This is a genomic window from Streptomyces sp. NPDC001157 (assembly GCF_053598255.1).
This window is the reverse complement of record NZ_JBSFJW010000031.1, coordinates 74,173-100,187: the sequence shown is the minus strand read 5'-3', so window position 1 is coordinate 100,187 and position 26,015 is coordinate 74,173. Positions and strand designations below refer to the sequence as shown.

The window sequence follows — 26,015 nt, the reverse complement described above, 5'->3', positions numbered from 1 at the left end:
TCACGCCAGGCGGCGGAACACCGGTTTCACCGGTCGTCCGGCCAGCCAGGGGGTGGGGTCACCGGCGTCCAGTGCCTTCCGGTACACCGCACATGCCTGGGCCACCACCTCGACGGTGTGATCGATGTCGGCGTCGCTGAGCGCGCTGCTCACCACGAACGACGGGGCCAGCACCCCGCCCTCCAGGAGCCGGCGCAGGAACAGGGTGCGGTACTCCTGCGAGGGCTGCCCGTTCTCGTCGAGGGTGGCGAAGACCAGGTTGCTGGCCCGGCCCTTGACGACGATGTGCTCGCCGACGCCCATGCCTGCCGCGGCCTCGCGGACCCCGGCGGCGAGCCGTTCGCCGAGTGTGTGCAGCCGGGCGGTGACGCCTTCTTCGGTGTAGACGCTCTGCACGGCCATCGCGGCGGCCAGCGAGTGCGTTTCCGCACCGTGTGTGGTGGACAGCAGGAACACCCGCTCGCCGGAGTGCCGCAGCCCGCCCCGCTCCATCAGCTCGCGGCGCCCGGCCAGCGCGGAGACGGCGAACCCGTTGCCCAGCGCCTTGCCGAAGGTGGAGAGGTCGGGGACGACGCCGTACAGGCCCTGGGCGCCCGCCTCGGACCAGCGGAAGCCGGTGATCATCTCGTCGAAGATCAGCACGCAGCCGTGCCGGTCGGCCAGTTCGCGCAGCCCGGCGAGGTATCCGGGCGGCGGCTCGGTCTGGGTGGCGGCTTCGAGGATCAGACAGGCGACCTCGCCCTCGTACCGGGTGAGCAACTCCTCCGTGGCGGCCAGGTCCCCGTAAGGGAAGGCCACGGTGAGCTCGTTGGTGGCCTGCGGGATGCCTGCGGACATCGGTGTGGTGCCGATGAACCAGTCGTCGACGGAGAAGAACGGATGGTCGGCGCAGATGGCCACCCGCGTGCGGCCGGTGGCGGCACGTGCGAGGCGGACCGCGGCGGTGGTGGCGTCGGAGCCGTTCTTGGCGAACTTGACCATCTCGGCGGTCGGCACGGTGGCCAGGAAGCGTTCCGCGGCCTCGACCTCCACCATGGACGGCCGGACGAAGTTGCTGCCGCGGTCGATCTCCCGCCGCACCGCCTCGGTCACGCGCGGGTGGGCGTGGCCGAGGCTGACCGAGCGCAGGCCGGAGCCGTACTCGATGTAGCGGTTGCCGTCGACGTCCCACACATGGGCGCCGCGGCCGTGGCTGATGACCGGGGCCAGGTTCTCGGGGTACTGGTCGTCGCCCTTGGCGTAGGTGTGCGCGCCTCCGGGGATCATGGCGTGCAGCCGCTCGTTCGCCGCCCGCGACCGGGGCAGGACGAACTCCGATGTCTCTACGGTGTGTTCGGTGGTCAACCGACTTCACCCTCCTTGTGCTTCAGGACCTCGGCGAGGCTCGGCGCCTCGCGGTCCCGCTGGGACATCGACGTGACCGGCAGCGGCCAGGGGATGGCTAGTTCCGGGTCGTCGAAGGCGATCGTCACGTCCTCGGACGGATCGTGCTGACGATCGATACGGTAAGAGGTGTCTGCGATTTCGGTAAGAGCCTGGAAGCCGTGTGCACACCCCGCCGGGATGTACACGGTTTTCTGCGTCTCGCCGGACAGCTCGAAGAACGCCCGGTTGCGGTAGGTCGGCGAGTCCGGACGCAGGTCCACGACGACGTCGAAGATCCTCCCGTACGAGCAGCGCACCAGCTTGGCCTCGCCGGCGCCGGAGCGCAGGTGCAGGCCACGCAGCACGCCCCGGACCGAGCGGGACACGCTGTCCTGGACGAAGGCGTTCGGGTCGAGGCCCACCGAGCGGACCACATCGGCGTCGAAGGTACGGCAGAAGAAGCCGCGTTCGTCGGCGTACGGCGTGGGCTCGAACAGGTACGCGTCGGCGATCTCCGGGACTTCGGTCGCTTTCATCGAGCCTTCCGCGGGGTGTGAGTGGGGTCGGTCGTCGGGAACAGGACCGCGGTCAACGCGGCGAACTGGTCGGCGAGTTGCTCCGCTGCGGCCTGGTTCCGCTCGGTGAGGGTCTGCCGCAGCTCCGCCGATCGCTTCTCCAGCGTCCGGAACTGTTCGAGCAGCCGGTCGGCGTCGACCTCGCGTGCCGGGTGGCAGAACGCGCCGAGGCCCATCCGGTCCATGAGCGCGTCGCTCTTGGCCGCATAGCTCAGGGCGAGCACCGGGGTTCCGGTCTTCAGCGCGCAGATCAGGTTGTGATAGCGGACCGCGACCACGGTGTCGGCCGCCGCCATCTCCTTCATCAGGTCGGCCAGTGACGCCGGTTCGGCGGCGGTGACCAGGGGCGAGTCCACCGCGTCGAGAATCGCCCCGACCACCGCCACATCGCACTGGTCGCCGGTGAGCAGCCGGATGGGTCTGCCCTCCTCGACCAGCGTGCGGACGAAGCGGATCGTCCCGTCGAGGTAGCGCCGGTATATCTCGTCGGCCCGGGCACGGTCGTCGTTTCCGCCGTGGAAGTCCATGACACCGAGGCAGACCGTGCCCGGTGAGCCCGAGGGCGCGCTCGTCGGCGGTGTCGGCAGGGAGAACGCGAGGTCGGGGTAGACCTCGTCGCGCGCGGTGTCCACGCCCATCGCCCGCATCGCGTCACGGGACTGCGCGTCCCGGTACGACCGGTACGCGGCCAGCCGCGCCGACCAGCGCACCAGAGCCCGGGTGGGCCGGTTGCGGATCTCGGCGGCGCCGACGCTGACCAGCGCGACCCTGGTGCCGAGCAGCCGGCCGCTCGCGCAGAGCAGGAACAGCGAGTACGGGAAGCCCCAGGGCCGCAGCGGCAGCGTGGCCTCCAGAACGCCCATGCCCGGCACGATCACCACGTCGTGCCTGCGCACCCAGGCGGCGGTGCGGAAGACGTCGACGAGTTTGCCCAGGCCCTTCGAGGCGATCGCGCCCGCCCGTGACGCGGTCCGGTACTCCGCGCGGTTCCAGTGCAGCCTCGTGGCGGGGATCCCGAACCGGGTCGTCACGGCCTCGGGCCCGCCGCACAGGGCGTCCACGGCCGCGTCCGGGTGCTCGGTGCGCAGATATCCGAGTACGGCCTCCAGCGAGCCGTCGTTGCCGAGGTTGCCGGAGCCGAGGAGGCCGAACACCCCCACACGTGGTGCCGTCCTCATGCCCGCCGCCCCTCGCGGCCCGCGACGAGGGCGTCGACGGACACAGTGAGCGCGGCCGGGTCGACGGGGGCGCGGTCCTCGACCCGCTCGCCTGCACCCGGCCGGACCCGGCTGGTCATCCACGCGGCCATGTGGCGGTAGCAGGCCCGCCGGTCGGCCGGGGACAGCGGCGCCCGCCGGATCGCCGCGGCGAAGCCCCAGATGTACTCGGCGAGCAGCCGGGGCGTCGGGTGCAGCGGGCCGGCCCGGCGCGGGTCCAGGTTGACGCACCGGGCGCGCTTGGAGGGGTTCGCCCGCTCGGCGCGGTTGGGGTGGTCGCGGCGGAAGTACAGCAGCTCCGGCACCTGGTGGAAGCGTCCGTGCAGGGTGATCTCGGCGACGAAGGTGCGGTCCGCGTGGTGGTAGCTGTCGAGGGGCTTGACCCGGCGCAGCATGTCGGCCCGCATCACCCCGTAGAAGTCGTCGCCGCCGGGCTCGAACAGCAGGCTGCGGAAGCGCTCCGGCGCGTGCGGGGAGTCGGTGGCGAGCGTGTACTCGTAGGGGACCTTGACCTGGCCGTCGCCGTCGATGACCGCCTGGTCGGCGTGGGCGAGGATCACGTCGGGCCGCTCGTCCAGCGCCTCGATGCAGCGCCGCAGCAGGTCGCGGGCGTAGAGGTCGTCGTGCGAGGCCCACTTGAACAGTTCGCCGCGGCATTCGGTGAACACCCGGTTGTGGTTCGGGGTGGCGCCGATGTTCCGGGGCAGCCGGAGGTAGCGGATGCGGGAGTCCTGCGCCGCGTACTTGCGGCAGATGTCCTCGGTCCCGTCGGTCGAGGCGTTGTCGGAGATGACCAGCTCGAAGTCCTCGTAGGTCTGCCCGAGCAGGGCGTCGAGCGACTCGGCGAGATACTCCTCGCCGTTGTACACGGGCAGGCCGATGCTCAGCCTGGGTTGGGCGGTCATGAGGTCCTCACTTCGGGAACGGAGTTGTGGTCGCGCTCGCGCAGGGCCGACCGCAGTTGCAGCCACCACACGGCCGAGCCGCTGAGGGTCGCGGCGGCGACGCCCCAGGCCGAGCCGACCGTGCCGGCCACAGCAGCGCCGCCGAGCCCGCCGCCGACGTAGCAGGCGGAGGCGAACAGCTGGCAGCGCAGGCTGCGTCGGGCCGCGCCGAGCGCGCGCAGTCCGGCCGCAGCGCCGGTGCCGAGGCCCGCGCCCGCGACACTGAAGGTGATCGCCACGATGAGCTGCGAGGCCGAGTGCCAGACGTCGCCCAGCACCAGGTCGCCGAGCCGGTCGGGCATCAGCAGCAGGGCCCCGCCCCACAGGAGCGCGGCGACGGCCTGTCCGCCGCCCAGCCGGAGGCAGAACGCGCCGAGGCGGTGCGGGGCCTGCCGCAGCACGCGTGCCGCCTCCGGGACGGTGACCAGCGACAGGCCCATCAGCACGGCGAGGAAGGGGCCCATCAGGAGTTCGGCGCCGCGCACCGCGCCCACCGCGCCCACCCCGACGATCGCGCCGAGCCCATATGCCCGCAGCTGGCTCGCGCCGCTGAGGCTGACGTTCTCGACCAGGTAGCGGTAGCCGAGATCGCGCTGCTCGCGAAGCCACCCGCGGGCCTCCGTCATCCGGGGCAGGATGCCGGACTGGAAGTAGCCGTACACGGCGGCCACCGCGGCGGACGCGCCCCAGGCGAGCACGAAAGCGGCCACGCTGCCCACATGGGCGGCGACGAACATGGCCGGGACGAGCGCAACACCCCACACGACGTCGTTGACGAAGGCCTTGCGCCCGTTGCCGGCGGCGAAGAACCCGAACCGCCAGGCGTCCTGGAGCAGCAGGCCCGGCATCATGACGCCGAGGGCTGCGAACGCGGGCCCCAACCGGCCGCCGAGACCGAGCCCGGCCGCCAGGCACACCGCACCCATGGCGGTGCCGACGCCGAGTGCGGTACCCGTGGAGCGGGCCACCGCCCCGCGCCAGGACGCGTCCGACACACCGCTGAAGCGCACCACGAGCGGGTCGGTGGACAGGCCGCGGGAGACGTTGAGCACCACGCCGTAGGTCACCCAGGCCAGGCTGAACACACCGAACGCGGTCACCCCCAGCGAGCGGGCCACGTAGATGCCCACCGCGAAGTTGGACATGCTGGAGGCCGCCTGGTCGGCCAGCCCCCAGGACAGCCGGCCGACCAGGGCCCGCTTGGCGGACCCGGCCGGTCTGGTCGTCTTCTCCCCCTCGATGGGCATCGGCGTCACGCCTTGATCAGTCCGGCGCCGTGCAGGGCGTCGGCCGCGGTGGCGACGGTGTCGAACGGCAGCCCGGACCGCTCGGCGACGTCCAGCAGACTGTGCTCGCCGTCGGAGAGGTTGAGCACCCAGAGCATGGCCATCTGGGCCTGTTTGGTGTCGCTGCGGCCGCCGAGCGCGTCGTACAGCCCGCGCCGGCCCAGTTGCGGTTCGCCGTAGGGGCTGAGGTTGAGGTACCTCCGGTTGCGGTCGAGGACGGCGAACGCCTCGCGGCAGACGGCGAGGGTGTCCGCCATCGCCTCCGGGGAGACGAAGTCCAGGTTGTCCGCCGAGGTGTGATACTCGGGGTAACCGGCGTACGGGGTCCGGGTGAGCGAGCCCACGCCCAGGTTGAACCCGGGCGAGCAGTACTGCCGCTCGTCGTAGCCGTACGGCGTGAACTCGGTGACGCGGTGCGGCCGTTCGGAGGCGGTCAGCACATGCCGCATCACCCGGTCGATCTCCGCGTCACCGCGCCTGCTCTGCTTGTACGTCAACTGCCCCCGGTCCCCGGCGCAGGCCAGCACGACGCCGTGCTTGACCCGCTCCACCCGCTCCGCGTTGCGGGCCAGCCAGGTGATCGCCCCGATGGTGCCGGGCGCGAAGATGAACCGGTAGGTGTAGTACGGGGTTTCCTCGGCCAGCGCCCGGGCCAGGAACGTCGCCACCGCCACGCCGGCCATGTTGTCGTTGGCCAGCGAAGGGTGGCAGACGTGGCAGGAGACGATCACCTCGTCGGAGACCTGCCCGTGGACCACGTGCTCGGCGTAAGTGAGGTGACCGTCCGCGAGCGTGGAGTCGATGCGGACCTCGTACTCGCCGTCCGGCATCGCGTCCAGCGTCTCCTGGGCCAGGCAGAACCCCCACTCCGGCTTGTAGTAGCTGGTGCGGTACGGCACCCAGCTCGGGCGGTCGGGCAGGGTGTGCAGGTGTTCGCGCAGCTCGGACAGCGGCATGGTCGCGGACACCGGCACGCTGTAGCCGAGCACATGCAGGCTGGACGCGGCGAAGTCGACGACCCGGTGGCCGGTGCTGTCGGCGATGTACGCGTCGCGGATGTTCCACTCCTGCGGCACCGTCCAGTCGAGCACCTGCGTCCCGGTGGGCACCTCGTGCACCTGCAGCGGCAGGTACTCGCCGACGATGTCCAAGGTGGCGCGGACACCGTCGCCGGTGATGCTCCGGCACAGCGGGTACATCCGCTCCACCAGGGCGTGCATCTCTTCGCCGGGAGGGGTCATCGGCGCCACCGCAGGGTGTCGTCGACGGTGCCGGCCTCGGACGCCGCGCGCAGCACGGCGAGCCGGGTGAAGCGCTGGTCGAAGTCCTCCTTGGTCAGCCCGAACTTCCGGTAGGCGTCGGCCAGTTCAAGCGCTCCCCGCTTGACCGACCACTCGATGTCGAAGCCGGGGATCGCGGCACGGAACCGGGAGAAGTCCACCCGGTAGGAGCGCGGGTCGGCCCCGTTCTCCCCGGTGATCCTCACCTTGGCGCCGGGCACCGCCTCGGCGACCTGCTCGGCGATCTCGGCGACCGTGACGTTGTTGGTCTCGCTGCCGATGTTGAACGGCCGGTCGTGGACCGCCTCGCGCGGCGCGGTCAGCGCGGCCGTGAAGGCACGGGCGATGTCGGCGGCGTGCACCAGCGGCCGCCAGGGGGTGCCGTCGGAGAGCACCAGGACCTCGCCGGACAGGAGGGCGTGGCCGACCAGGTTGTTCAGCACGATGTCGGCGCGCAGCCGGGGCGAGTAGCCGAAGGCGGTGGCATTGCGCATGTACACCGGGGTGAAGTCGTCGTCGGCCAGCTCGTGCAGGTCGTCCTCCACCCGCACCTTGGACTCCGCGTACGGCGTCACGGGGCGCAGTGGGGCGTCCTCGCCCACCAGGTCGTCGCCGCCTGCGGCGCCGTAGACCGAGCAGGTGGACGCGTACAGGAAGCGCCGCACTCCGGCGTCGCGGGCCAACTGGGCCAGCCGTACGGAGGCGTGGTGGTTGATGTCGTAGGTGAGTTCCGGCGCCAGCGAGCCCAGCGGGTCGTTGGACAGCGCGGCCAGGTGGATCACCGCGTCCACCCCGGCCACGTGTTCGGCCGTGACGTCGCGCAGGTCCACCCGGTGCCCCTGCGGGTCGGCGGGTGTCTCGCCGAGGACGGAGTCGGCGAACAGGCCGGAGTCGAGGCCGACGACCTCGTGTCCGGCGGCGGTGAGGACCGGGGCCATCACGGTGCCCAGGTAGCCCTGGTGTCCGGTAAGGAGTACGCGCATGGTTCAACCCCCCAGGTTGAGCGTGAGTTTGGTGACGGCGAACGCCTCGGCGTATCGCTCGTGGCATTCGATGCCGCGGATCCGGGCAAGGCCGAGGAAGGCTTCGCGGTCGTACCAGGGCCGGTGCCGCTGCGAGGCGTAGTGCTCCTGCAGCAGCCGCACCTTTTCTTCGGCGATGTCCGGCGACAGCGGCTGGTACGCGGCCATGCGGCCGAGGTCGCCGTCCCACTTGACGATCTCGTAGCCGAGGACCAGGTGGTCGCGGAACGCGGTGGGTATCAGCTGCGCGAGGCCGCGGTGGTCCTGGTGGGCGTCGTCGGTGCGCGGGGCCAGGATCAGGTCCGGGTCGGTCTGCGCGCGCAGTTCCTCGACCGCGGCCTTGGCCTCGTCCCAGTGCACGGGCTGCCGGCCGTCCGGCAGCTTGTGCACGGTCAGCCGCAGGTCGGCGCCCGGGCAGAAGGCGGCGAGCGCGGCCCGCTCCTCCTGCTCGCGCTCGGTGCCGCCGCCGGAGAGCACCAGCGCGTCGACGCGCAGGCCCGGCCGGGCATGACACAGCGTCAGCAGGGTGCCTCCTGCGCCGATGGCGATGTCGTCGCAGTGCGCGCCCACCGCGACGATCCGGTCCGGGCGCTGCCCGGCCCCGAGCCGGATCACGCGCTCACCGCCGCGCTGTCCTGCTCCCACACGGCCCACGGCCGGTCGCCCCGCGCGTAGGCCTCGTCGAGCGCGGCCCGCTCCTTCACGGTGTCGGTCGGCTTCCAGAAGCCGCGGTGCTGATGCGCCACCAGCCGCCCGCGCTTGGCCAGTTGGGCACATCCGTCGGCGACCAGGTCCCCGTTCTCCGGGATGTGGTCGAAGACCTCCTGGCGGAGCACGAAGTAGCCGCCGTTCTCCCACAGCGGCATGTCGCTCACCGCGGTGATGCCCCCCACCAGGCCGTCCTCGCCCAGGTCCACGCAGTGGAACGAGGACTGCGGCGGCACCACCATCATCGACGCACCGGCGTCGCGCCGGGAGAAGTTCTCGATCATCTCCGGCAGCGGGGCGTCGGTGAGCACGTCGGCGTAGTTGGCAAGGAACATCTCGTCGCCGTCCAGGTGGTGCCGTACGCGGCGCAGCCGCTCCCCGATCGGCGACTCGATGCCGGTCTGGGCGAACGTGATCGTCCAGTCGGCTATGTCGGTGGACAGCAGCTCGGTCTGCCCCTTGCGCAGCACGAAGTCATTGGACGTCGTCTCCTCGTAGTTGAGGAAGAAGTCCTTGATGTGGTGGGCGCCGTAGCCGAGGCACAGGATGAACTCCTTGTGCCCGAAGTGCGCGTAGTAGCGCATGACGTGCCAGATCAGCGGGCGCGGGCCGACCATCGCCATGGGCTTGGGCACGTCGTCGGAGGTGCCGTTGCGCATCCGCATCCCGTAACCGCCGCAGAACAGAACGACCTTCATGCTGTGACCTCTTCCGACGCGGCCTCGACAATGCTCAGTTCCGGGATGGGGAAGACCAGTCGGCCGCCCCACTCGTGCACGAAGGACAGCTGCTCGGTCAGCTCGGCCCGCAGGTTCCACGGGAGGACGAGCACGTAGTCCGGCTTGTCGGCGGCGATGTGCTCGGGCGGCAGGATGGGGATGCGGGTGCCCGGGGTGAACCGGCCGTGCTTGTACGGGTTGCGGTCGACCGTGTACGCGAGCAGGTCGGGCCGGATGCCGCAGTGGTTGAGCAGGGTGTTGCCCTTGCCCGGGGCGCCGTAGCCGACGACCGTCTCGCCGCGCTCGGCGGCCTCGATGAGGAACTTCAGCAGGTCCCGGCGCACCTTGGCCACCCGGGCGGAGAACTCGGTGTACCCGGACAGCTCCTGCAGCCCGGCCGCCTTCTCCCGGGCCAGCACGTCGGCCACCTGCTGGGTCGGCTCGCCAGCCACCTCGGCGGGCCGGGCCCACAGCCGGATGGAGCCGCCGTGGGTGGGCAGCAACTCGACGTCCACGAGAGTGAGTCCGCCGCTGGCCAGGGCCTGGATCGCGGAGGCGACCGTGTAGTACTGGAAGTGCTCGTGGTAGATCGTGTCGTACTGGTTCTCCTCGATCAGGGTCAGCAGGTGCTGCACCTCGATGGAGACCCAGCCGTCGTCGGCGACCAGGGAGCGCAGCCCCTGGGTGAACCCGACCACGTCGGGGATGTGTGCGTACACGTTGTTGGCCACGACGAGGTTTGCCGGGCCGTGCTCTTCGCGGACGGCCGCGCCGGTCTGAGGGCTCAGGAACTCCGTGAGCGTGGGCACGCCCTTGTCCCGTGCCGCCGCGCCGACGTTCACCGACGGCTCGATGCCCAGGCAGCGGATCCCGCGGTCCACCACGTGCTTGAGCAGGTATCCGTCGTTGCTGGCGACCTCGACCACGAAGGCGTCGGAGCCTTCGGTGTCGAGTCCCACCCGCTGCACTGCGTCGGCGACGAACGTCCGCGCGTGCTCCACCCAGGACGTCGAGTACGAGGAGAAGTACGCGTACTCCTTGAAGGTCTCCTCCGGCGTGATCAGCGGCGGGATCTGCGCCAGCCAGCAGTCGGTGCAGACCCGCAGGTGCAGCGGGTACGCCGGCTCGGGCTGGTCGAGTTGGTCAGCGGCGAGAAAGCTCTCGCATGGTGGCGTCGCCCCGAGGTCGACGACGCTCGCCATCGCCTCCGAGCCGCACAGTCGGCATCGTGTCATCTGCTGTTCCCATCCCCCCTGCTCGCGCGGGTGTCCCCGCCGCGAGTCTGTGCTGACCGCCCCGCGATCGCGGTGCGGTACTCATCAACCAGGCGGTCGAGGCCGACCGCCGGGCTGAAACCCTGTTCGTAACGGAGCCGGGCCGCTCGGCCCATCTCCCGGTTGCCGTCCGGCTCGGCCGTGATCCGGCGGATGCAGGACGCGAGCGAGGCGGACTCCCCCGGCTGGTGCAGCAGCCCGGTCACGCCGTCCTCGACGAGTTCGACGAAGGCGCCGTGCCCGGCGGCGACGACCGGGACCCCCGCCGCCATCGCCTCCACGACCACCAGGCCGAACGCCTCCAGCCAGGTCGAGGGCGCCACCACGGCGACCGATCGCGCGATGGCCTTTTGGCACTCCGCCGTGTCCAACAGGCCGACGTAGCGCACGTCGTCCCGGCCCGCCGCCCAGGCGGTCACCTCCGCCTCCAGTGGCCCGGTGCCGGCGATCACCAGCGGCACGCCCACTCCGCCGCTCGCCGCGAGCTCGTCCCACGCGGCCATGAGCAGCCGTACGCCCTTGGCCTCCGCGAGCCGGCCGAGATAGAGCAGATGCTCGCCCTCGCCTGCTCGCCGGTCGCCCGGGTCGGGTACGAAGTTGTGCTTCACGGCCAGCCGTTCGGCGGGCATGCCGGCCCGCACCAGGGTGTCGCGCTGCGCCGCGGAGATGCAGAGGAACCGCTCCACGCCGGACCACCAGCGCCGCCGGTTGGCCGACAGGCTGACCGCGAGCGGCACCGTGGCAAGGCGGGAGCCCCGGTAGCAGCCGTGCCGGACGGCGGGCAGCGGTACGGCGGATCCGACGCACTCGGTGCACGGCCGGCCGTCGCGCTGCAGCGTGCCGGGCGGGCAGACCTGGGTGTAGTTGTGCAGTGTGGCCACGGCGGGCACACCGGCGTCGGCGCAGGCGGCGAGGACCGCGGGCGACAGCAGCGGGAAGACGTTGTGGACGTGCACCACGTCCGGCCGCTCGCTGCGCAGCTTGGCGGCGAGCTCCGTGCGGACCGCCGGGTTCCACGGCACGAGCAGCGGCACCGCGACCTTGCCCAGCAGGGAGCGTGCGGCGATGTCGTCGCTGCGCCGCTCGAACAGCTCGACCCGGTGGCCGGCCGCGCGCAGCAGCTCCACCTCCTGGTCGACGACCTTGTTCTCCCCGCTCGGCTGCGCCGAGTTGTAGCGGTTGTGCACCACGAGGATGTGCATGCTCAGGTCACCTCCGATCGACGGGCCCAGCGCGGGACGCGTTGTCGAGGGACGTCGCGCGTCGAGAGTCGGGGGACTTCGGGCGTCGCGAGGTCAGGGGCGTGGGCAGGTGCCGCCGGTGCCGCCAGGAGAGAGGCGGCCAGGGCCAGATGCAGCAGATACGGTGAGGCGTCGCCGAGACCGGCCTCGGTGTACGAGGCCATCGCGCAGTAGCTGATCAGGAAGATCGCGCAGGACCTCTGCAGCGACGGTGGCCGCAGCAGCGCGACGCCGCCCAGCACGACGATGATCACCGCGACGAGGGTCACGCCGATCAGACCCTGCTCGTTGTAGACGGCCAGCCAGCTGTTGTCGATCGGCAGCCCTCCGAACGACTTGTCGCCCAGGCCCACGCCGAACAACTGCTCCGAGGTCGACCGGGGCGCGGACAGCAGGGCGTCCCAGACCTTGGCGCGGCCGGTGAGGCTGGAGAAGTTCTCCTTGCTCTGTCCGCGCAGGAACCACGACTGGAGCATGGACGCGAACCCCACCGCGACCACCGTGGCCAACAGCACCGCCCAGGTGAAGAAGCGGCGGGCGGCGGCGCTGGTCAGCAGGAGCGAGCCGATGGCCAGCACCAGCCCGACGAGCAGGCCGAGCGTGGCCGTGCGGGTGTGGGTCAGGGCGAGCAGGACGAGGGACGGCACGATGATGACCGCCGCGCTCTTCTTGTCGGTCCGGCGGCCCAGGAGGAGCAGCACGGTGAGCCCGATGATCACCGCGGCGTACTGTCCGATCTGCGGCGGGGTGAGCGGCCACAAGGCGCCGACCAGGCGTCCGCCGTAGAGGTCGGGCAGGGCCGCGCCCGGTGAGACGGCAAGGCCCGCGGCCACCGATCCGAGCACCGCGAAGTACATCCGGATGTGGTGCCGGACGAACGTCAGACCGCCGTCCCACCAGCGAGTGAGCAGCCACAGGGTGCCGACGAAGAGCGTCAGCCGGAAGCAGCGGAACAGCGCGCCGAACCCGGACTCCAGATTCGCGCTGGAGATCACGCTCGACACCAGCAACAGGGTGAGCAGGAAGACGTACGCACTGGATCGGATGCGCAGCCGGAGATTGACCGCGAGCGCCAGGGTGAACGCGGTTACCAGGGCGCCCATGGTGACCATCTGGATGAGGGAGCGGGGCAGCGGGACGATGGTCTTCGCCCCGGCGGAGCCGAGCGTGTTGAGGATCAGCAGCCCCCACACGATCCCGATGATCCTCGGTGTGCCGGCGGGGCGCGGTTCGGCGCCGGACAGCGTGCTCATCTCAACCACCGGCCTGTGCGCTGTAGGTGCTGCCCGCGTCCTGCCGGTACGGCGCGCCCTGCCAGCCCTGGAAGTCGAGCACCTTGCTGGGATCGTGGACGACGAAGGCCCACGGCCCGACGTAGACGTTGTCGTGCCAGCGGTTGTGCTGCTTGAGTGTGATCGCGTCGGCCACCTTCTCGCCCTGGTAGGGCGACCAGTCCGGATAGGTGCCGTAGTTGGAGAGCACCGCCATGCGGTCGCACTTCGTCGTGCACTTCAGGACGGACTTGTCCAGCACGAAGCGGTTGTCGTGGATGTCCACCCGCTGGGTCTTCCACCGGCAGTCGGCGTACAGCGGTGCCTTGGTGATCGTCGACTTCGTGCAGCGGCTGGTCTTCTTCACCAGCAACGTGCAGTCACCGGAGGAGGTGTTGGCCGGGCTGTTGCAGAACCGGTCGGCGTTCTCCCACAGGGTGATACCGGACCAGTTGTTCTCCAGCAGGTTGCCATAGATCTCGATCTTGTTCGTGCGGGCTTTGATCCGTGGTTCGCCGCCGGACTCGGACAGGTAGACGGTCGCGAACGGGAAGGTGTCGCCGCGGCCTGCTGCCTTGCGGCCCTCGACCCAGTTGTTGCGCCGGATCGTGTTGTTGCGGATGACGGCGTTGTAGCTGGTCTCGTAGATCAGCGCGGCACCGTCGTTGGCCTCCAGCACGTTGTCCTCGATGCGGAAGTCGTTGTTGTTGGTGTCCGCCCACAATCCGGTTCCGCGGTTGTCGTGCACCCAGTTGCCGCGTACGTCGGCGCCGTCGACGGCCCAGAACTTGATGCCTCCGGTGCAGCCGCAGCCCTGCTGCCGCCGCTCCCAGTCACCGGTGTTGTTGCCCACGATCTCGTTGCCCTCGACCACCAGACCGCTGATACGGCCGCTGCCCTTGTAGGCGTTCATGCCGTACTGGCCGTTGGCGCGCAGGCAGTTGGCGCGCACCTGCTGCCGGGCCCCGGCCATCAGCCCGGCACCCAGGTTGTTCTGGATCGTCGAGTGCTCGATCACCCATCCGTCGGCCGAGTCGTGGTTGACCACACCCTCGTTCTGCGGCGGGACGAAACCCTGCACGGTCAGATACCGGATGGTGACGCCCTGGGCGGTGCCGGCGAACGCGTACTGGTTGGTCTTGCGGCCGTCGAGCACCGCGCCGGGCGCGCCGAGGTAGCGGTCCCCCTTCTTGGGGATGACCTGGGCGTAGCGGTCGGGGTCGAGCCGGTGCTTGCCCGGTCGCAGCCAGAACGTGGTGTTCGGGGGGCTGCTCTTGGTCTTCGCGGCCAGGTCGCCGACCTTCGCGGGGTCGACCGTCACCGCGCCCGCCGGTGCCTTCGCCGGCCCTTCCTCGGGCTTGGCGCACACCCGGGCCACGGGCGTGGACCGCGCCCCGGACGTGGTGGGCGCAGCGGTCGCCGTCGCCTCGGCGGGCTGTGTGCCGTCGCAGCCGGTCAACGCCAGCAGGGCGAGCGTCAGCGGTGCCGCCGCCCACGCCCAGTGCCGCCTCTTGATCCCCACGCGCCCCTCCTAGCCGCGGAACCTGAGCACGGTGGTGAAGCCCTCCGTGCCGTCGGTGAAGCCGGTGCCGACCAGGGTGGTGGCGGGTTCCTTGCGCCCGAATCCCGCGGAGTACCAGCCGAGCGGCGGATCGGTCTCGCCGCGATGTGCCTGCCAGGACAGCTGCCCGGGCAGGTCGAGCACCGCGGAGCGGTCCTCGCCGTCGCGGGTCCAGGTGAGTTCGGCCCGGTTGTCCACCAGGTCCGCGGTGATCGCCGGGCCGAGGTGGAAGGCCAGCCGCACGGCCCCGCCCGGGCCGCGCACCTCGTCGACCACCCTCAACTCCAGGCTCTCGGGCGCAAGTTCCACTTGGCGGCGGTGCACCGAGCCCTGGTAGCCGTCGTGTTCCGCGCTCCAGCGGGCCGCCCCCGCGCCGGAGGTGTCCGCGGCCAGTACACGGGTGTGGGCATGCCGGGTCCACAGGAACGGACCGCCCGAGACGGACTGGTCGGCGCCGTCCAGCTGCAGGGTGTTGTGGCCGAGGGTGGAGCGGAAGTACTGCCGCCACTCGGGCTGCCCGTGGTAGCAGTACGTCCCCGGGTCGGCGAGCACGTCGACCCCGTCGTGCCGGACCTCCACGGACAGCGCGTCCGCGTGGGCGTGGGCGGCGATGGACAGGAAGCCGTGCGGGCCGCCGTCGCAGCGGCACCAGATCTCCTCCGGGCCGCGCAGGATCGTGAGCCCCGCGTCGGCGAAGTGGTCCGGCCGGCTTGCCGGGCGGGTCACGGCCGGTGCGGTTGTGTTCTTCGGGTACGGCTTGATGAGCGCGGCCAGCAGCGGGGTGCGCACATCGGTGCCGGTCACGGTCGGCCACCAGGCGAGCCGGCCGAACACCGCCTCCCCGGTGGACAGCAGCGAGCCCCAGCGGTCGGTGCCCTCGCCGTCCAGGACCAGACCGTGTCCGTCGTCCGCGTCGCCCTGGCGCGGTGGCCGCAGCCGGTTGTCGACGACGGCGGCGAGCGCGTCGGTCATGCGCAGCAGCACCAGGCGGACGGTCGAGGGGACCGGCACGCCCGCGGCATCGGCCTCGGCCACCGCGGCCAGACCGAGCTCCAGCACCAGGCCGTGGTACTCGGAGGCCAGCTCACGGTTGAGGCCGGAGAGGAAGGTGTTGCTGCGCAGATGCCGGTCGAGCGAGCGCAGGGCGTCGGCCCGCCAGCGCTCAGAGGCGGGGAACCAGCCGAACGCGCAGGCCGCGGCGAACTGCCCGGCGGCCTCGGCGATGACGTGGTTGTTCGCCGACGATCCGCGGCTGGGGAAGGCGGCCAGCCACCGCTGGTGGTGCCAGATCTGGTTCAGGGCCACCGGGTTGTCCTCGAACAGCCCGGCCGCGCCCGGCCATCCCTCCAGCAGCCGGCGCATCCACACCCACGACAGCAGCCGGATGCCCAGCTCGATGCCGCTGACCCAATGGACGCCGTGCAGCGGGGGGTTGGCCTCCCACCACGACCGCAGGTGCGCGGCCACGCGCTCGGCGTACCGCTCGTCCCCGGTGATCGCGTAGGCGGCGGCGAGCTGGGTGAGGTGGTGGTGCCGGGACAGCTCCCAGATCTGCTTGATGTCCCCGACCGCTTCCTCGCTGCGGTACGGCACGTCGAAGGCATAGCCCGCCGGGGCCCGCCGCCCGGTCTTCGGGTCGTACCACCAGTCCGGGTCGACGAGGTCGTCGCGGACCACCCCGAAGTACTGGACGTGCCCGTCCATCAGCCGGTCCGCCTCGGCCACGAGGCGCTTAGCGGCGTCCGACGGCACCGCGGCGATCGCCTCGGCTGACAGCACCGCGGTGAACCGGGCGCCGGTCACGCTCGGGCCGGCCGGCGGCGCCGACCGCCACCGCCGTCTGCGCACCGTGTCGCCCACCCGGCCGGCGACCTCCTGCGGTCCCATCCGGGAGAGCCGTCGCAGGTACCAGCCCGCGCTCATGGTCATCGCGTGTTCTCCAACGTCACCGGCGCGCCGCCGGCCAGGCCGGTCTGCACGGCGAGGGTGGCCGCCGTGGTGGCGACCAGCGACTGCAGCGGCACCGGCATCGGGCCGCCGGTCCGAACGGCCTTGATGAACGCGGCGAGTTCGGCGTTCTGGCCCTTGTCGCGGGCCTTGGGCAGCCGTGAGCTGACCCACTTCTTGCGACCGTAGACCGAGGCGCGGACGAAGTCGTCGAGGCGCAGCACCTTGCCGTCGGCGACCAGGTCGAGCGTCTCCTTGGGGAAGCCGGGGGCGCCGGTGGTGACGTAGCTGATGGTGGCGCTGGATCCGTCCGGGTAGCGCAGCACGACCTGCAGGTCCTCGTTGCCGGACGGGGCGACCGCGTAGACGGAGACCGGGTCGGCGTCGAGCAGCCAGCTCGCCGTGTCGATGAAGTGGCCGCCCTCGCCGGCGAAGCGTGAGCCCTCGGTGCCCTGTTGCAGGTACCAGCTGCCGTGCTGCAGTTGGCCCGCGTTGACCAGGTAGCGCAGGCTCGCCGGACCGCTCCGGGTGCCGAACTGCTTCCGTGCCTCCTGCAGCAGCGGCGCGAAGCGGCGGTTGAAGCCCACCTGCAGCCGGTCGTTGCCGGACTCCTCCACCGCAGCCAGCACACTGGCCAGCTCGTCCTCGGTGAGCGCCAGGGGCTTCTCCACGAACACCGTCTTGCCGGCCAGCAGTGCCTTGCGTGTCAGGTCGGCGTGCGAGCTGTGCCGGGTGACCACGAACACCGCGTCGATGGACTTGTCGCCGAGCACGGCGTCGAGGTCGGTGGTCGCCTCGGTGAAGCCGAACTTCCGCTGCGCGTTGGCCGCGGACAGGGCGGTGGTGGTGACGACGGTCGACAACTCCACGCCGTCGCGCTGTGCCAGGTGCGGCAGCAGCATCGACGTCGCATAGTTCCCGGCGCCGACGAACGCCAGCTTCACCGACGTCCTGGCGGCGCGGGCCGGGTTCGGCTTCACGTTCACCGCGGGTACGGCCACCGCCGGGGCCGCCGCTTCCCCGGTGCCCTGCGCCTGTTCCGGGTAGCGGAACAGCGCGGTGACGGCCTTCAGCTCGCCGTCCTTGAGGCGCTGGTAGGTCTCGACGGCGTCGTCGAAGTCGGCGACGTGGGAGATCAGGGGCTCCACGTCGACCTTGCCGCGGGCGGCGAGGTCGAGGAAGCAGGCCAGGTTGCGGCGCTCGGTCCAGCGCACGTAACCGATCGGGTAGTCGCGGCCCTCCAGTTCGTACGACGGGTCGTAGCGCCCGGGACCGTACGAGCGGGAGAAGCGGACGTCGAGTTCCTTCTCGTAGTACGCGTTCCACGGCAGGTCGAGGCGGCACTTGCCGATGTCGACGACCCGGCCGCGGTCCCGGGCCAGCTTGGCGGCCAGCTCCACGGGCTGGTTGCTGCCGCCGCCGGCGGCCAGGTACACCTGGTCCACGCCGTGACCGTCGGTGAGTTCGGCGACGGCGTTCTCCACGGCGGCGGAGGCGGGATCGCCACAGGCCGCGGCGCCCAGCTGCTCGGCGAGTTCGCAGCGCGCCGGGTCGGGGTCGGCGCCGACGACGCGGACTCCCGACGCGGTCAGGAGCTGCACCACCAGCTGCCCGATCAGGCCGAGGCCGATGACCAGGGCCACTTCGCCGAGCTGCGGCTCGCCCTGGCGGACGCCCTGCATGGCGATCGACCCGACGGTGCCGAAGGCCGCGTGCTGTGGCGCGAGACCGTCCGGCACCGGGACGTAGAGGTTCTTGGGCACCCAGTTGAGCTCGGCGTGCAGGGCGTGCTCGTTGCCGGCGCAGGCCACCAGGTCGCCGACCTTCACATCGTCGATGCCGGCGCCGACCTGCTCGACCACCCCGCACAGCGAGTAGCCCAGCGGCGTGTAGGAGTCCAGCTTGCCCATCACCTTGCGGTAGGTGGCGGGCACCCCGTTGGTGGCCACGCTCTGCATGACCTTGGCCACCTGGTCGGGGCGGGAGCGGGCCTTGCCCAGCATCGACATGCCGGCCTCGGACACCTTCATCAGCTCGGTGCCGGTGGAGATCAGCGAGTAGGTGGTGCGGACCAGCACACCGCCCGGCTTGCACCCCGGTACCGGCACGTCGAGCACCGCCAGCTCGCCGCTCTTGTAGTTCTGTACTACCTGTTTCACCCGAACTCCTCTGAAGTTCCTAAGCCGTCAAACGAGTGCTCTGGCCGGACCCAGAGGTCGCGTCGCGATACCAGTACTCGAGCGTCAGTACGTGCCACAGATGCTTGGAGAAGTCCTGCTGCCCTGCGGCGTCCTCGGCGACCATCCGCTTCAGGGCGTCGCGGCGCAGGATCCCGGAGCGGACGAGTTCGCCGTCGTTGACCACCTCGCGCACCAGCGGTGCCAGATCGCGGCTCATCCAGGCCCGCAGCGGGGCGCTGAACAGGCCCTTGGGCCGGTACACGATCTCCCGGGGCAGGATCGAGGTGGCCGCCTCCTTCAGGACCGCCTTGCCCTGCCGTCCGACGATCTTGCGGTCGCCGGGGATCGCGAACGCCGCCTTGACCACCTCGACGTCCACGTACGGCGTCCGTACCTCGGTCGAGGCGGCCATGCTGGAGCGGTCCGTGTACGTGAGGTTCAGGCCCGGCAGGAACATCCGGGCGTCGGTCAGGCACATGCGGTTGACGAAGTCGTCGAGGTCGTTGTCCTGGTAGACGTCCTGATGTTCGGTCAGTACGTCGTCGACCGTGCCGGCCAGGTCCGGGTCGAGCAGGGCGAGCAGCTCGTCCTGGTCGTACATGGTGTAGCTGCGCCGGAAGGCGGTCTCCTCCGGCAGATCGGCGAAGGACAGGAACCGCTTGGCGAAGCGCACCGACCGGAAGCCCCGGCGGGAGGTGGCGACCGGCAGCCGGTCCACGGCCGCTGACACTCCGCGCCGCAGGGGCCGCGGGACCCGCTGGTAGCGCAGCGCGATCAGGTTGGCCAGGTGCTTGCGGTAGCCGGCGAACAGCTCGTCGGCGCCCATCCCGGAGAGCATCACCTTGACCCCGGCCTCGCGTGCGGCCGTGCAGATCAGATACGTGTTGATCGCGGCGGGGTCGCCGATCGGCTCGTCGAGGTGGTACGTCATCTGCGGCAGCAGGTCGAGCACGTTCGGGGCGATCTCGATCTCGTGCAGGTCGACGCCGAACCGCTGGGCCACCTGCCGGGCATAGCGCAGGTCGTCGGGCATCGCCTCGAACTTGGCGTCCTCGGCGCGGAATCCGATCGTGTAGGCGGAGATCCCGGGCTGGTGGCGGGCCGCCAGCGCGGTCAGATAGCTGGAGTCGAGGCCGCCGGAGAGGAAGGTGGCCACGGGGACGTCGGAGAGCAGATGGCGCCGGGTCGACTCCTCGACAACGGCGGCCAGGTCGGGCTGCTCGCCGGACCGGGCCCGCTCCCGGCCGTCGGCGGCGACGTCCTTGAGGTTCCAGTAACTGCCGCGCTCCACCCGGCCGTCGGGCCGGATCCGCAGCCAGCTTCCCGGCGGCAGCTTCTCCGCTTCGCGGAACGCGCAGCGCGAGTCCGGCACCCAGTAGTACAGCAGCGAGGAGACCAGCGCCGCGTGGTCCACCTCCAGCTTGCCGCCGGTGGCGTTGGCGAGCGCCTTCAGCTCGGAGGCGAACACCAGGCCCCCGCCGCGCCGCAGCAGGAACAGCGGCTTGATGCCCAACTGGTCGCGTGCCAGGACCAGTTCACCGGTGCGCTCGTCGAAGATCCCGAACGCGAACATGCCGCGCAGCCGGGGCAGGCAGTCCGTGCCCCAGCGCCGCCAGGCCTCAAGCAGCACCTCGGTGTCGGAGGTGCCGCGGAAGCGCGCCCCGGCTGCCTCCAGCTCGGCGCGCAGCTCGGGCGCGTTGTACAGCTCGCCGTTGTACGTCAGGGCGAGGCCGTCCGAGACCATCGGCTGGGCGCCGGTCTCGGTCAGGTCGATGATGGAGAGGCGGCGGTGTCCGAGCTGTACCTCGCCGTCACCGGCGGGGTGCCCGTAGCGGCCGGCCCCGTCCGGACCGCGGTGGGCGAGGGTGTCGGTGAGCCGGTCGGTGACGACCTTTCCGTCCGGCCAGCGGTAAGTGCCTGCGATGCCACACATGTGCTACCGCCCGTCCTGGTCGTTGCCCGGGACGCGTGCGGCCCAGATCGGCTGCCGCTCCGTCCGCGGCTGGTTGGTGCCGTTGTGCCGGGGCGGGTGTTCGGCGCGGCCGCGCAGCGCGGTGTGCAGCCCGTCCCACAGGGTGCCGTCGGTGCGGTCGCGCGGATCGGGGTCGATCAGCACCACACCGATCACCGGAATGCGCTGGTCGGCGAGCTGCCGGGCCACGGTGTGCAGCCAGGCGGCGCTGCCGTGTCCGGCCCGCACGACGAGCACGGTCTGGGTGCCGAGGTAGCGCAGGTCGGTCCAGGCTGTGCCGGGCGCCACCGAGCCGACGCCGATGCGGCGCTCCTGCGGCGACAGGGTCGCGGCACGCTCGCCACTGACCACGGTCGGATCTCCTGGCTTTGTGCGGCCTTCGAGCTGCGTGCCGGGCAGACCGTCGACGACGGTCACCGGGCCCTGGGCCGCCATGGCCCTGGCGAGGTCCAGGGCGATCACGCTGGTGCTGCGCGCGCAGCCCAGTTCCAGCAGCGACACCGGTTCCGCCGAGTCACCCGTGGTGCGGGCCAGGGTCGCGGTGAGCCGTTCGCGTGTCACCCGGGTGCGTCGGCGCTGCCACAGCTTGCCCGACCGGCGGGGCAGTTCCGCGATGACGGAGGCGCCCAGGTTGGCGGCGATGTCCCGGCGCAGCACGGGGCGGTCCGCCACCACGGTGCCGACCGCGGCCAGCGCAAGACCGAGGACGAGGCCGAGGATCAGCCCGACCGCGGCGTCGGTGACCAGGGCCTTGGGCAGGGAGTGGCGCACCGCGCGCGGGGTGTCCACGATCTGCGTGCCTGCGATGACCTGGGGGGTGCCGGTGCGGGCGTCCGCGGCGCGCTGGTCGAAGTCGGAGATGCGCGAGTTGAGTTCGGCGCGGCGGGCGAAGAGCGACTCGATGCCGGCCGACGCCTTCGGGTCGCTGTCCGGTGACCGGTTTCCGATCTCCTTGTTGACCTGGGCGAGCTCGACGCGCATGCGGTCACGCTGGTCCAGCAGGGCCTTGGCCTCGGCCTGCGCGGTGTCCTTCATCCGCCGCACATGGTCCGCGACGAACGAGTCGGCCAGCGCCTTGGCGCGGGCCACCGCCTGCGCGTCGCTGTCGCCGGTCACGGTGATCTGCAACAGGTTGTTGGTCAGACCGGCACCCTGGTAGTCCTTCATGAAGTCCTCCGGTTTTTCCGGGGACTTCAGGGACTGCAGGGCCTTGTCGGCGATCCGCGTGGTCTGCAGCAGCTGGACGTCGGTGCGGATCAGCGTTCCGGTGTCGTTCGGCTGGTCCTCCGCGTGCGCGACCAGCACCTTGGTCACCGCGGTCGGCGGCGGCGGCATCAGGACCGCGATCGCGGCGCCGGCCAGCAGGCCGAAAAGCGCCATGGTCGTCCACAGGCGGCGGCGCCTGCGCACCGCCACCACCAGCGCCTGCAGGTCGATGAGCGGGGTGGCGGCCGACGACTCCGTGGTCGTGCTCGTCGTCACGCTGAACCTCCTGTTGCGTGGCCGCGCACCGCGAGCGCCAGCGTGGCGTCGTCCGGAAGCGGGCCGGCGGACGGCGTCGGGCGGGCCTGGACCAGGTCGGCGACGACGATGCCGACGACCTCGTGCCTGCCGTCCGCGCAGGCCTCCGCGATGCCGGCGAGCTCCTCCGCGGTCCAGCTGTCCGCGCTGAGGACCACCAGGGCGCCGGACTCGGTGCCGCGGTCCGGGACCACCGGCCGGTCCACCGAAACCTCCACCATCCGCAACGTCGGAGTGCTCCTGGCCTCGGCGACGAGCTGTCCTGCGGCCCGGCGGGCGATGTCGTCGCCCTCCGGTACGACGACCAACAGCCGCTGGGCAGAGGGCAGTCGCTCCCTCAGGCGAGCACAGACCCGCCGGTAGCGGAGCCGTCGTGAGGCTTCGTCGCCGGACTTCTGCGGGGCCGGCAGGTCCCAGGGGGTGTCGACGCCGAGGAGCCGGCGGAGCCGGGCTCGTGGGCCCGCGGCTTCCGGCCGGTGGGCGCGCCGTTCACCGTCCACGTCGACGGTGCCGAGGAGCGTCGAGCCCAGCGCCGCGGCGATCTCCGGTTCGGTGCGCAGCCGCCGGTTCATCCGTGCGGCGACGAGATGGCCGATGACCGCGAGCAGGAAGAACAGCAGCGCTCCGCCGACGATGAGCTGCATCCTCGTCGGCGCCGCCTCACCGGTCGGCGGGGCGGCGGGCCCCATGACGACCATGCCTGCCTTGTTCGTCGCCGGGTTGGCCTCGTCCACCTTCTTCATGGCCCCCTCCAGCGAGGTGCGCAGGTTCTCCAGCGCGGTGCGGGCCTGCACGCTCTCCACGGTCTGACCGGGGTCGGCCGCCTTGGCCAGGTCGCTGATGCGGCGGCTGGTCTCCTCGACCTTCTTGCGCAGCGCGTCGTTCGCCGTGGTGGTCGCGGAGTCCGTGCCGCTGCCCGCGATCTGCGCGGTGTACTGCACGAACTGCTGGGCCACCTGGTCGGCGAGCTGCTGTGCCCGCTTCGGGGTGTCGGCCGTACCCGAGATCGTGATGATGTTCCCGTCCGCGGCCTTGGCGCTGACCTGTTCCCGAAGCTCGGTGTCGCTCACGCCGGACCAGTGCAGCGCGTCGCCCGCGCGGTCGACCACCGCCGAACTGGTCGCGAGGTCCACCTGGGTGAGCAGCTCGCGCTCCTCCCACAGTCCCGGCAGCAGGACCGGGGCCGACGCCGTGTATCGCGGCGGGAACACCACGACCGAGGCGCCGAAGCCGACCAGCGCGCCCACGACGGCGAGGACGGCGAGCAGCCGCCAACGCCGACTGAATATCCGCCCGATGGTGACCAGGCGTATCGTGTCCTCGCTCAACTGCGCTGCCTCTTCCCTGTCCGGACCGGCGCGACCGCCGACACCGGGGTGTGGTCACGGCAGGCGGCGGTGTAGGCGGCGAGCAGCGACGCTTGTGAGTTCTCCCAGGAGAGCGGCCCGCTGATCCGCTCCTGGCCGATCTTGCCCATGCGGGCCCGCTTGTCCGGATCGTCCATCAACTCCGCGACCAGTTCGGCGAACCGGGCCTCGTCGTTGGCGGGCGCGTAGACGGCGGCGTCACCGGCCGAGACGCGCGCCTCCTTCAGCTCGAAGGAGACGATCGGCCGGCCCATCGCCATGTACTCGAGGACCTTGTTCATGGTCGACACGTCGTTGAGCGGATTGCGCGGGTCGGGAGACAGGCACACGTCCGCGGTGGACAGGTAGCGCACCAGGTCGGCGTCCGGAATGCGTCCGGTGAACTGCACCTGCTCGGTGAGACCGAGCTTCTCGGACAGCTCCACCATCGCGTCGAAGGCGTCGCCGGAGCCGACGAACACCGCATGCCAGTCGGTCCGTCCGAGCTCGTCGCGCAGCTTCGCCAGCGCCCGCAGGGCGTAGTCGACACCGTCCTGAGGGCCCATGACGCCGAGGTAGCACAGCAGATGGGGCTTGCCGCGCTTCAACTCCGGCTCGGGCGGCACCGGTTGGAACCGCTCGATCTGGGGCGCGCTGCGCACCACGAAGACGTCCTCCGGGCGCTTGCCGCCACGGCGCACCGCGACGTCCCGGTAGCTCTCGTTGGTGGCGAGGACGATGTCGGCGGCCCGGTAGGTCCGCCGCTCCAGCGCGCACACGCCGCGGTAGAGCAGATCCTTGCCGCGGTCGAACCGGGACAGGTACAGCTCGGGCACCAGGTCGTGCTGGTCGAAGACGAACCGCGCGCCGCGCCGCTTGAGCCACAGGGCCGGCAGGAACAGCAGGTCGGGCGGGTTGCAGGCGTGGACCACGTCGACCGGGCCGACCTTGCGGGCCAGCCGGGCCGTGTGCCACAGCGCCGATCCGTACTCCTTCAGATAGCCGGCCGGCCCTCCGGTGGCCGCGCGCAGCGGGTAGCGGTGGATCCGCACCCCGTCGATCACGGCCTCCGGCTCGGTGTCGCGCTTGGTGCCCTGCGGACAGATGACGTCCACCGTCCAGCCCGCGTCGCGCAGTGTCGTGCACTCCTGCCACACCCGCCGGTCGAAGGGCACCGACAGGTTCTCCACCAGGATCAGGGCGCGTCGCCCCGACCCCTCACCGCTTCTTGCATTACCAAGCAAGGCCCACGTACCCCGGTTCGGCCCGGCGCTCGTCGGCGTCGGGAAGGTGGATGAGGTCGACGATCACCGGGGCGTTCCCATGGGGCAGCACCGACAGCACGGCCGGGTCCCTGGTCCCGACCAGGCACACCTCGGCATGGTCGAGCACCTCCTCGACGGACTCCGCGAGCAGCTGCGCGAGGTGCGGCAGCCGGTTCTCGATGTACTCGCGGTTCGCGCCGAGCAGCCGGGACAGGCTCACATTGGCGTCGTAGATCTTGAGGTCGTACCCCTTGCCGAACAGCCGCTCCGCCAGCTCGACGAGCGGGCTCTCGCGCAGGTCGTCGGTGCCGGGTTTGAAGGACAGTCCGAACATTCCCACCCGGCGCTTGCCGGTGCGCTCGACCAGGTCCACCGCGCGCTGCAGATGGTCGGCGTTGGAGGGCAGCACGTGGGAGAGGATGGGCACCGAGACGTCGGCCCGCTGCGCCGCGTGGACCAGGCTGCGCAGGTCCTTGGGCAGGCAGGAGCCGCCGAAGGCGAAGCCGGGGCGCAGATAGGCGGGGCTGATGTTCAGCTTGCGGTCGGCGAGGAACACGTCCATCACCTGGTGGGAGTCCACGCCGAGGGCCTGGCACACCGCGCCCAGCTCGTTCGCGAAGCCGATCTTCAGGCCGTGGAACGCGTTGTCCGCGTACTTGATCGCCTCGGCTGTCGGGACCGGCACCCGGAACACCTCGCCGGGCAGGCCCTCGTACAGCGCAAGCACCGCCTCGCCGCTTGCCGCGTCGAGCTCGCCGATGACGGTCTTGGGCGGGTCGAAGAAGTCCCGCACGCTGGTGCCCTCGCGCAGGAACTCCGGGTTGACCGCGACCCCGACGTCCACCCCGACGGTGCCGCCGAGGTTCTTCTCCAGGATCGGCACCAGCAGGTTCAGGCAGGTGCCCGGGAGCATGGTGCTGCGGAACACGACGGTGTGCCGCCCGCCGCGCTCGGCGAGCGCGGCGCCGATCTCCTCGGTGACCCGCTCCAAGTACGTGGTGCACAGACTGCCGTTGGGCTCCGACGGCGTGCCGACGCAGACCAGCGAGATCTCGCTGTCCATGATCGCCTCACGGACGTCGGCGGTGGCGCGCAGGGCTCCGGTCCGCACGACGTCGGCGATCAGCTCGCCGATCCGCTCCTCGACCACCGGGGCCTTGCCGTCGTTGACCAGGTCGACCTTCACCTGGTTGACGTCCACGCCGATGACCTCGTGCCCCATGCTGGCCAGGCACGCGGCCGACACGCAGCCCACGTAACCGAGCCCGAAAACACTGACTCTCATGACCCGTTCCTCCCCCCACGCAGGCCCTTGTGGCCT

General features: G+C 71.2%; 20 protein-coding genes. All 20 read right to left on the bottom strand.

From position 1 onward, the window contains the following. The 20 genes from ACWDAG_RS37040 to ACWDAG_RS36945 are packed head-to-tail and all read right to left on the bottom strand — an operon-like array spanning nt 1 to nt 25,979. Nucleotides 1-1,344, bottom strand: a complete 1,344-nt coding sequence (locus tag ACWDAG_RS37040; protein ID WP_450699944.1) for a glutamate-1-semialdehyde 2,1-aminomutase — start codon at nt 1,342-1,344, stop codon at nt 1-3. Next, nucleotides 1,341-1,901, bottom strand: coding sequence for a dTDP-4-dehydrorhamnose 3,5-epimerase (gene rfbC, locus ACWDAG_RS37035; RefSeq protein WP_450699943.1), 561 nt, complete (start codon nt 1,899-1,901; stop codon nt 1,341-1,343). Before rfbC ends, ACWDAG_RS37040 begins: the two co-directional genes overlap by 4 nt. Further along, nucleotides 1,898-3,118 carry a polysaccharide pyruvyl transferase family protein gene (locus tag ACWDAG_RS37030; RefSeq protein ID WP_450699942.1) on the bottom strand — a complete coding sequence of 407 codons (1,221 nt, stop codon included), beginning with the start codon at nt 3,116-3,118 and terminating at the stop codon, nt 1,898-1,900. The genes rfbC and ACWDAG_RS37030 overlap by 4 nt, the downstream gene beginning before the upstream one ends. Further along, entirely contained in the window at nt 3,115-4,062 is a 948-nt protein-coding gene (locus tag ACWDAG_RS37025) for a glycosyltransferase family 2 protein (protein ID WP_450699941.1), read from the bottom strand. The genes ACWDAG_RS37030 and ACWDAG_RS37025 overlap by 4 nt, the downstream gene beginning before the upstream one ends. Next, nucleotides 4,059-5,348 carry a hypothetical protein gene (locus ACWDAG_RS37020; RefSeq protein WP_450699940.1) on the bottom strand — a complete coding sequence of 430 codons (1,290 nt, stop codon included), beginning with the start codon at nt 5,346-5,348 and terminating at the stop codon, nt 4,059-4,061. The genes ACWDAG_RS37025 and ACWDAG_RS37020 overlap by 4 nt, the downstream gene beginning before the upstream one ends. A gap of 5 nt (nt 5,349-5,353) precedes the next feature. Continuing rightward, nucleotides 5,354-6,637: a DUF4910 domain-containing protein gene (locus ACWDAG_RS37015; RefSeq protein ID WP_450699939.1), complete on the bottom strand. Its 1,284-nt coding sequence runs from the start codon at nt 6,635-6,637 to the stop codon at nt 5,354-5,356. Continuing rightward, nucleotides 6,625-7,650, bottom strand: a complete 1,026-nt coding sequence (locus ACWDAG_RS37010; RefSeq protein ID WP_450699938.1) for an NAD-dependent epimerase/dehydratase family protein — start codon at nt 7,648-7,650, stop codon at nt 6,625-6,627. The genes ACWDAG_RS37015 and ACWDAG_RS37010 overlap by 13 nt, the downstream gene beginning before the upstream one ends. 3 nt (nt 7,651-7,653) lie before the next feature. Continuing rightward, nucleotides 7,654-8,304: a PIG-L deacetylase family protein gene (locus ACWDAG_RS37005; RefSeq protein WP_450699937.1), complete on the bottom strand. Its 651-nt coding sequence runs from the start codon at nt 8,302-8,304 to the stop codon at nt 7,654-7,656. After that, the gene (locus ACWDAG_RS37000) at nt 8,301-9,095 is read right to left on the bottom strand and encodes a glucose-1-phosphate cytidylyltransferase (RefSeq protein ID WP_450699936.1); all 795 of its coding nucleotides are present in this window, start codon (nt 9,093-9,095) and stop codon (nt 8,301-8,303) included. The genes ACWDAG_RS37005 and ACWDAG_RS37000 overlap by 4 nt, the downstream gene beginning before the upstream one ends. Then, on the bottom strand, nt 9,092-10,351 hold the full coding sequence (locus ACWDAG_RS36995; protein WP_450699935.1) for a class I SAM-dependent methyltransferase: 1,260 nt from the start codon (nt 10,349-10,351) through the stop codon (nt 9,092-9,094). Before ACWDAG_RS36995 ends, ACWDAG_RS37000 begins: the two co-directional genes overlap by 4 nt. Next, nucleotides 10,348-11,592 carry a glycosyltransferase gene (locus tag ACWDAG_RS36990; RefSeq protein WP_450699934.1) on the bottom strand — a complete coding sequence of 415 codons (1,245 nt, stop codon included), beginning with the start codon at nt 11,590-11,592 and terminating at the stop codon, nt 10,348-10,350. Before ACWDAG_RS36990 ends, ACWDAG_RS36995 begins: the two co-directional genes overlap by 4 nt. 2 nt (nt 11,593-11,594) lie before the next feature. Next, nucleotides 11,595-12,884, bottom strand: a complete 1,290-nt coding sequence (locus ACWDAG_RS36985; RefSeq protein ID WP_450699933.1) for an O-antigen ligase domain-containing protein — start codon at nt 12,882-12,884, stop codon at nt 11,595-11,597. Nucleotide 12,885: 1 nt separating this feature from the next. Next, entirely contained in the window at nt 12,886-14,424 is a 1,539-nt protein-coding gene (locus ACWDAG_RS36980; protein ID WP_450699932.1) for a right-handed parallel beta-helix repeat-containing protein, read from the bottom strand. Nucleotides 14,425-14,433: 9 nt separating this feature from the next. After that, on the bottom strand, nt 14,434-16,392 hold the full coding sequence (locus tag ACWDAG_RS36975) for an alginate lyase family protein (RefSeq protein WP_450699931.1): 1,959 nt from the start codon (nt 16,390-16,392) through the stop codon (nt 14,434-14,436). Then, complete coding sequence (locus ACWDAG_RS36970; protein ID WP_450699930.1) at nt 16,389-18,569, bottom strand: bi-domain-containing oxidoreductase; 2,181 nt, start codon at nt 18,567-18,569, stop codon at nt 16,389-16,391. The genes ACWDAG_RS36975 and ACWDAG_RS36970 overlap by 4 nt, the downstream gene beginning before the upstream one ends. Before the next feature lie 19 nt (nt 18,570-18,588). Continuing rightward, nucleotides 18,589-20,523, bottom strand: a complete 1,935-nt coding sequence (asnB, locus tag ACWDAG_RS36965) for an asparagine synthase (glutamine-hydrolyzing) (RefSeq protein WP_450699929.1) — start codon at nt 20,521-20,523, stop codon at nt 18,589-18,591. Between the two features lie 3 nt (nt 20,524-20,526). After that, nucleotides 20,527-22,044, bottom strand: a complete 1,518-nt coding sequence (locus tag ACWDAG_RS36960; protein WP_450699928.1) for a Wzz/FepE/Etk N-terminal domain-containing protein — start codon at nt 22,042-22,044, stop codon at nt 20,527-20,529. Beyond that, nucleotides 22,041-23,411, bottom strand: coding sequence for a polysaccharide biosynthesis protein (locus ACWDAG_RS36955; RefSeq protein ID WP_450699927.1), 1,371 nt, complete (start codon nt 23,409-23,411; stop codon nt 22,041-22,043). Before ACWDAG_RS36955 ends, ACWDAG_RS36960 begins: the two co-directional genes overlap by 4 nt. Further along, complete coding sequence (locus tag ACWDAG_RS36950; protein WP_450699926.1) at nt 23,408-24,673, bottom strand: glycosyltransferase family 4 protein; 1,266 nt, start codon at nt 24,671-24,673, stop codon at nt 23,408-23,410. Before ACWDAG_RS36950 ends, ACWDAG_RS36955 begins: the two co-directional genes overlap by 4 nt. Beyond that, nucleotides 24,663-25,979 (bottom strand): nucleotide sugar dehydrogenase, encoded by a 1,317-nt coding sequence (locus ACWDAG_RS36945; RefSeq protein WP_450699925.1) that lies wholly within the window; start codon nt 25,977-25,979, stop codon nt 24,663-24,665. The genes ACWDAG_RS36950 and ACWDAG_RS36945 overlap by 11 nt, the downstream gene beginning before the upstream one ends. Nucleotides 25,980-26,015: the final 36 nt, after the last annotated feature.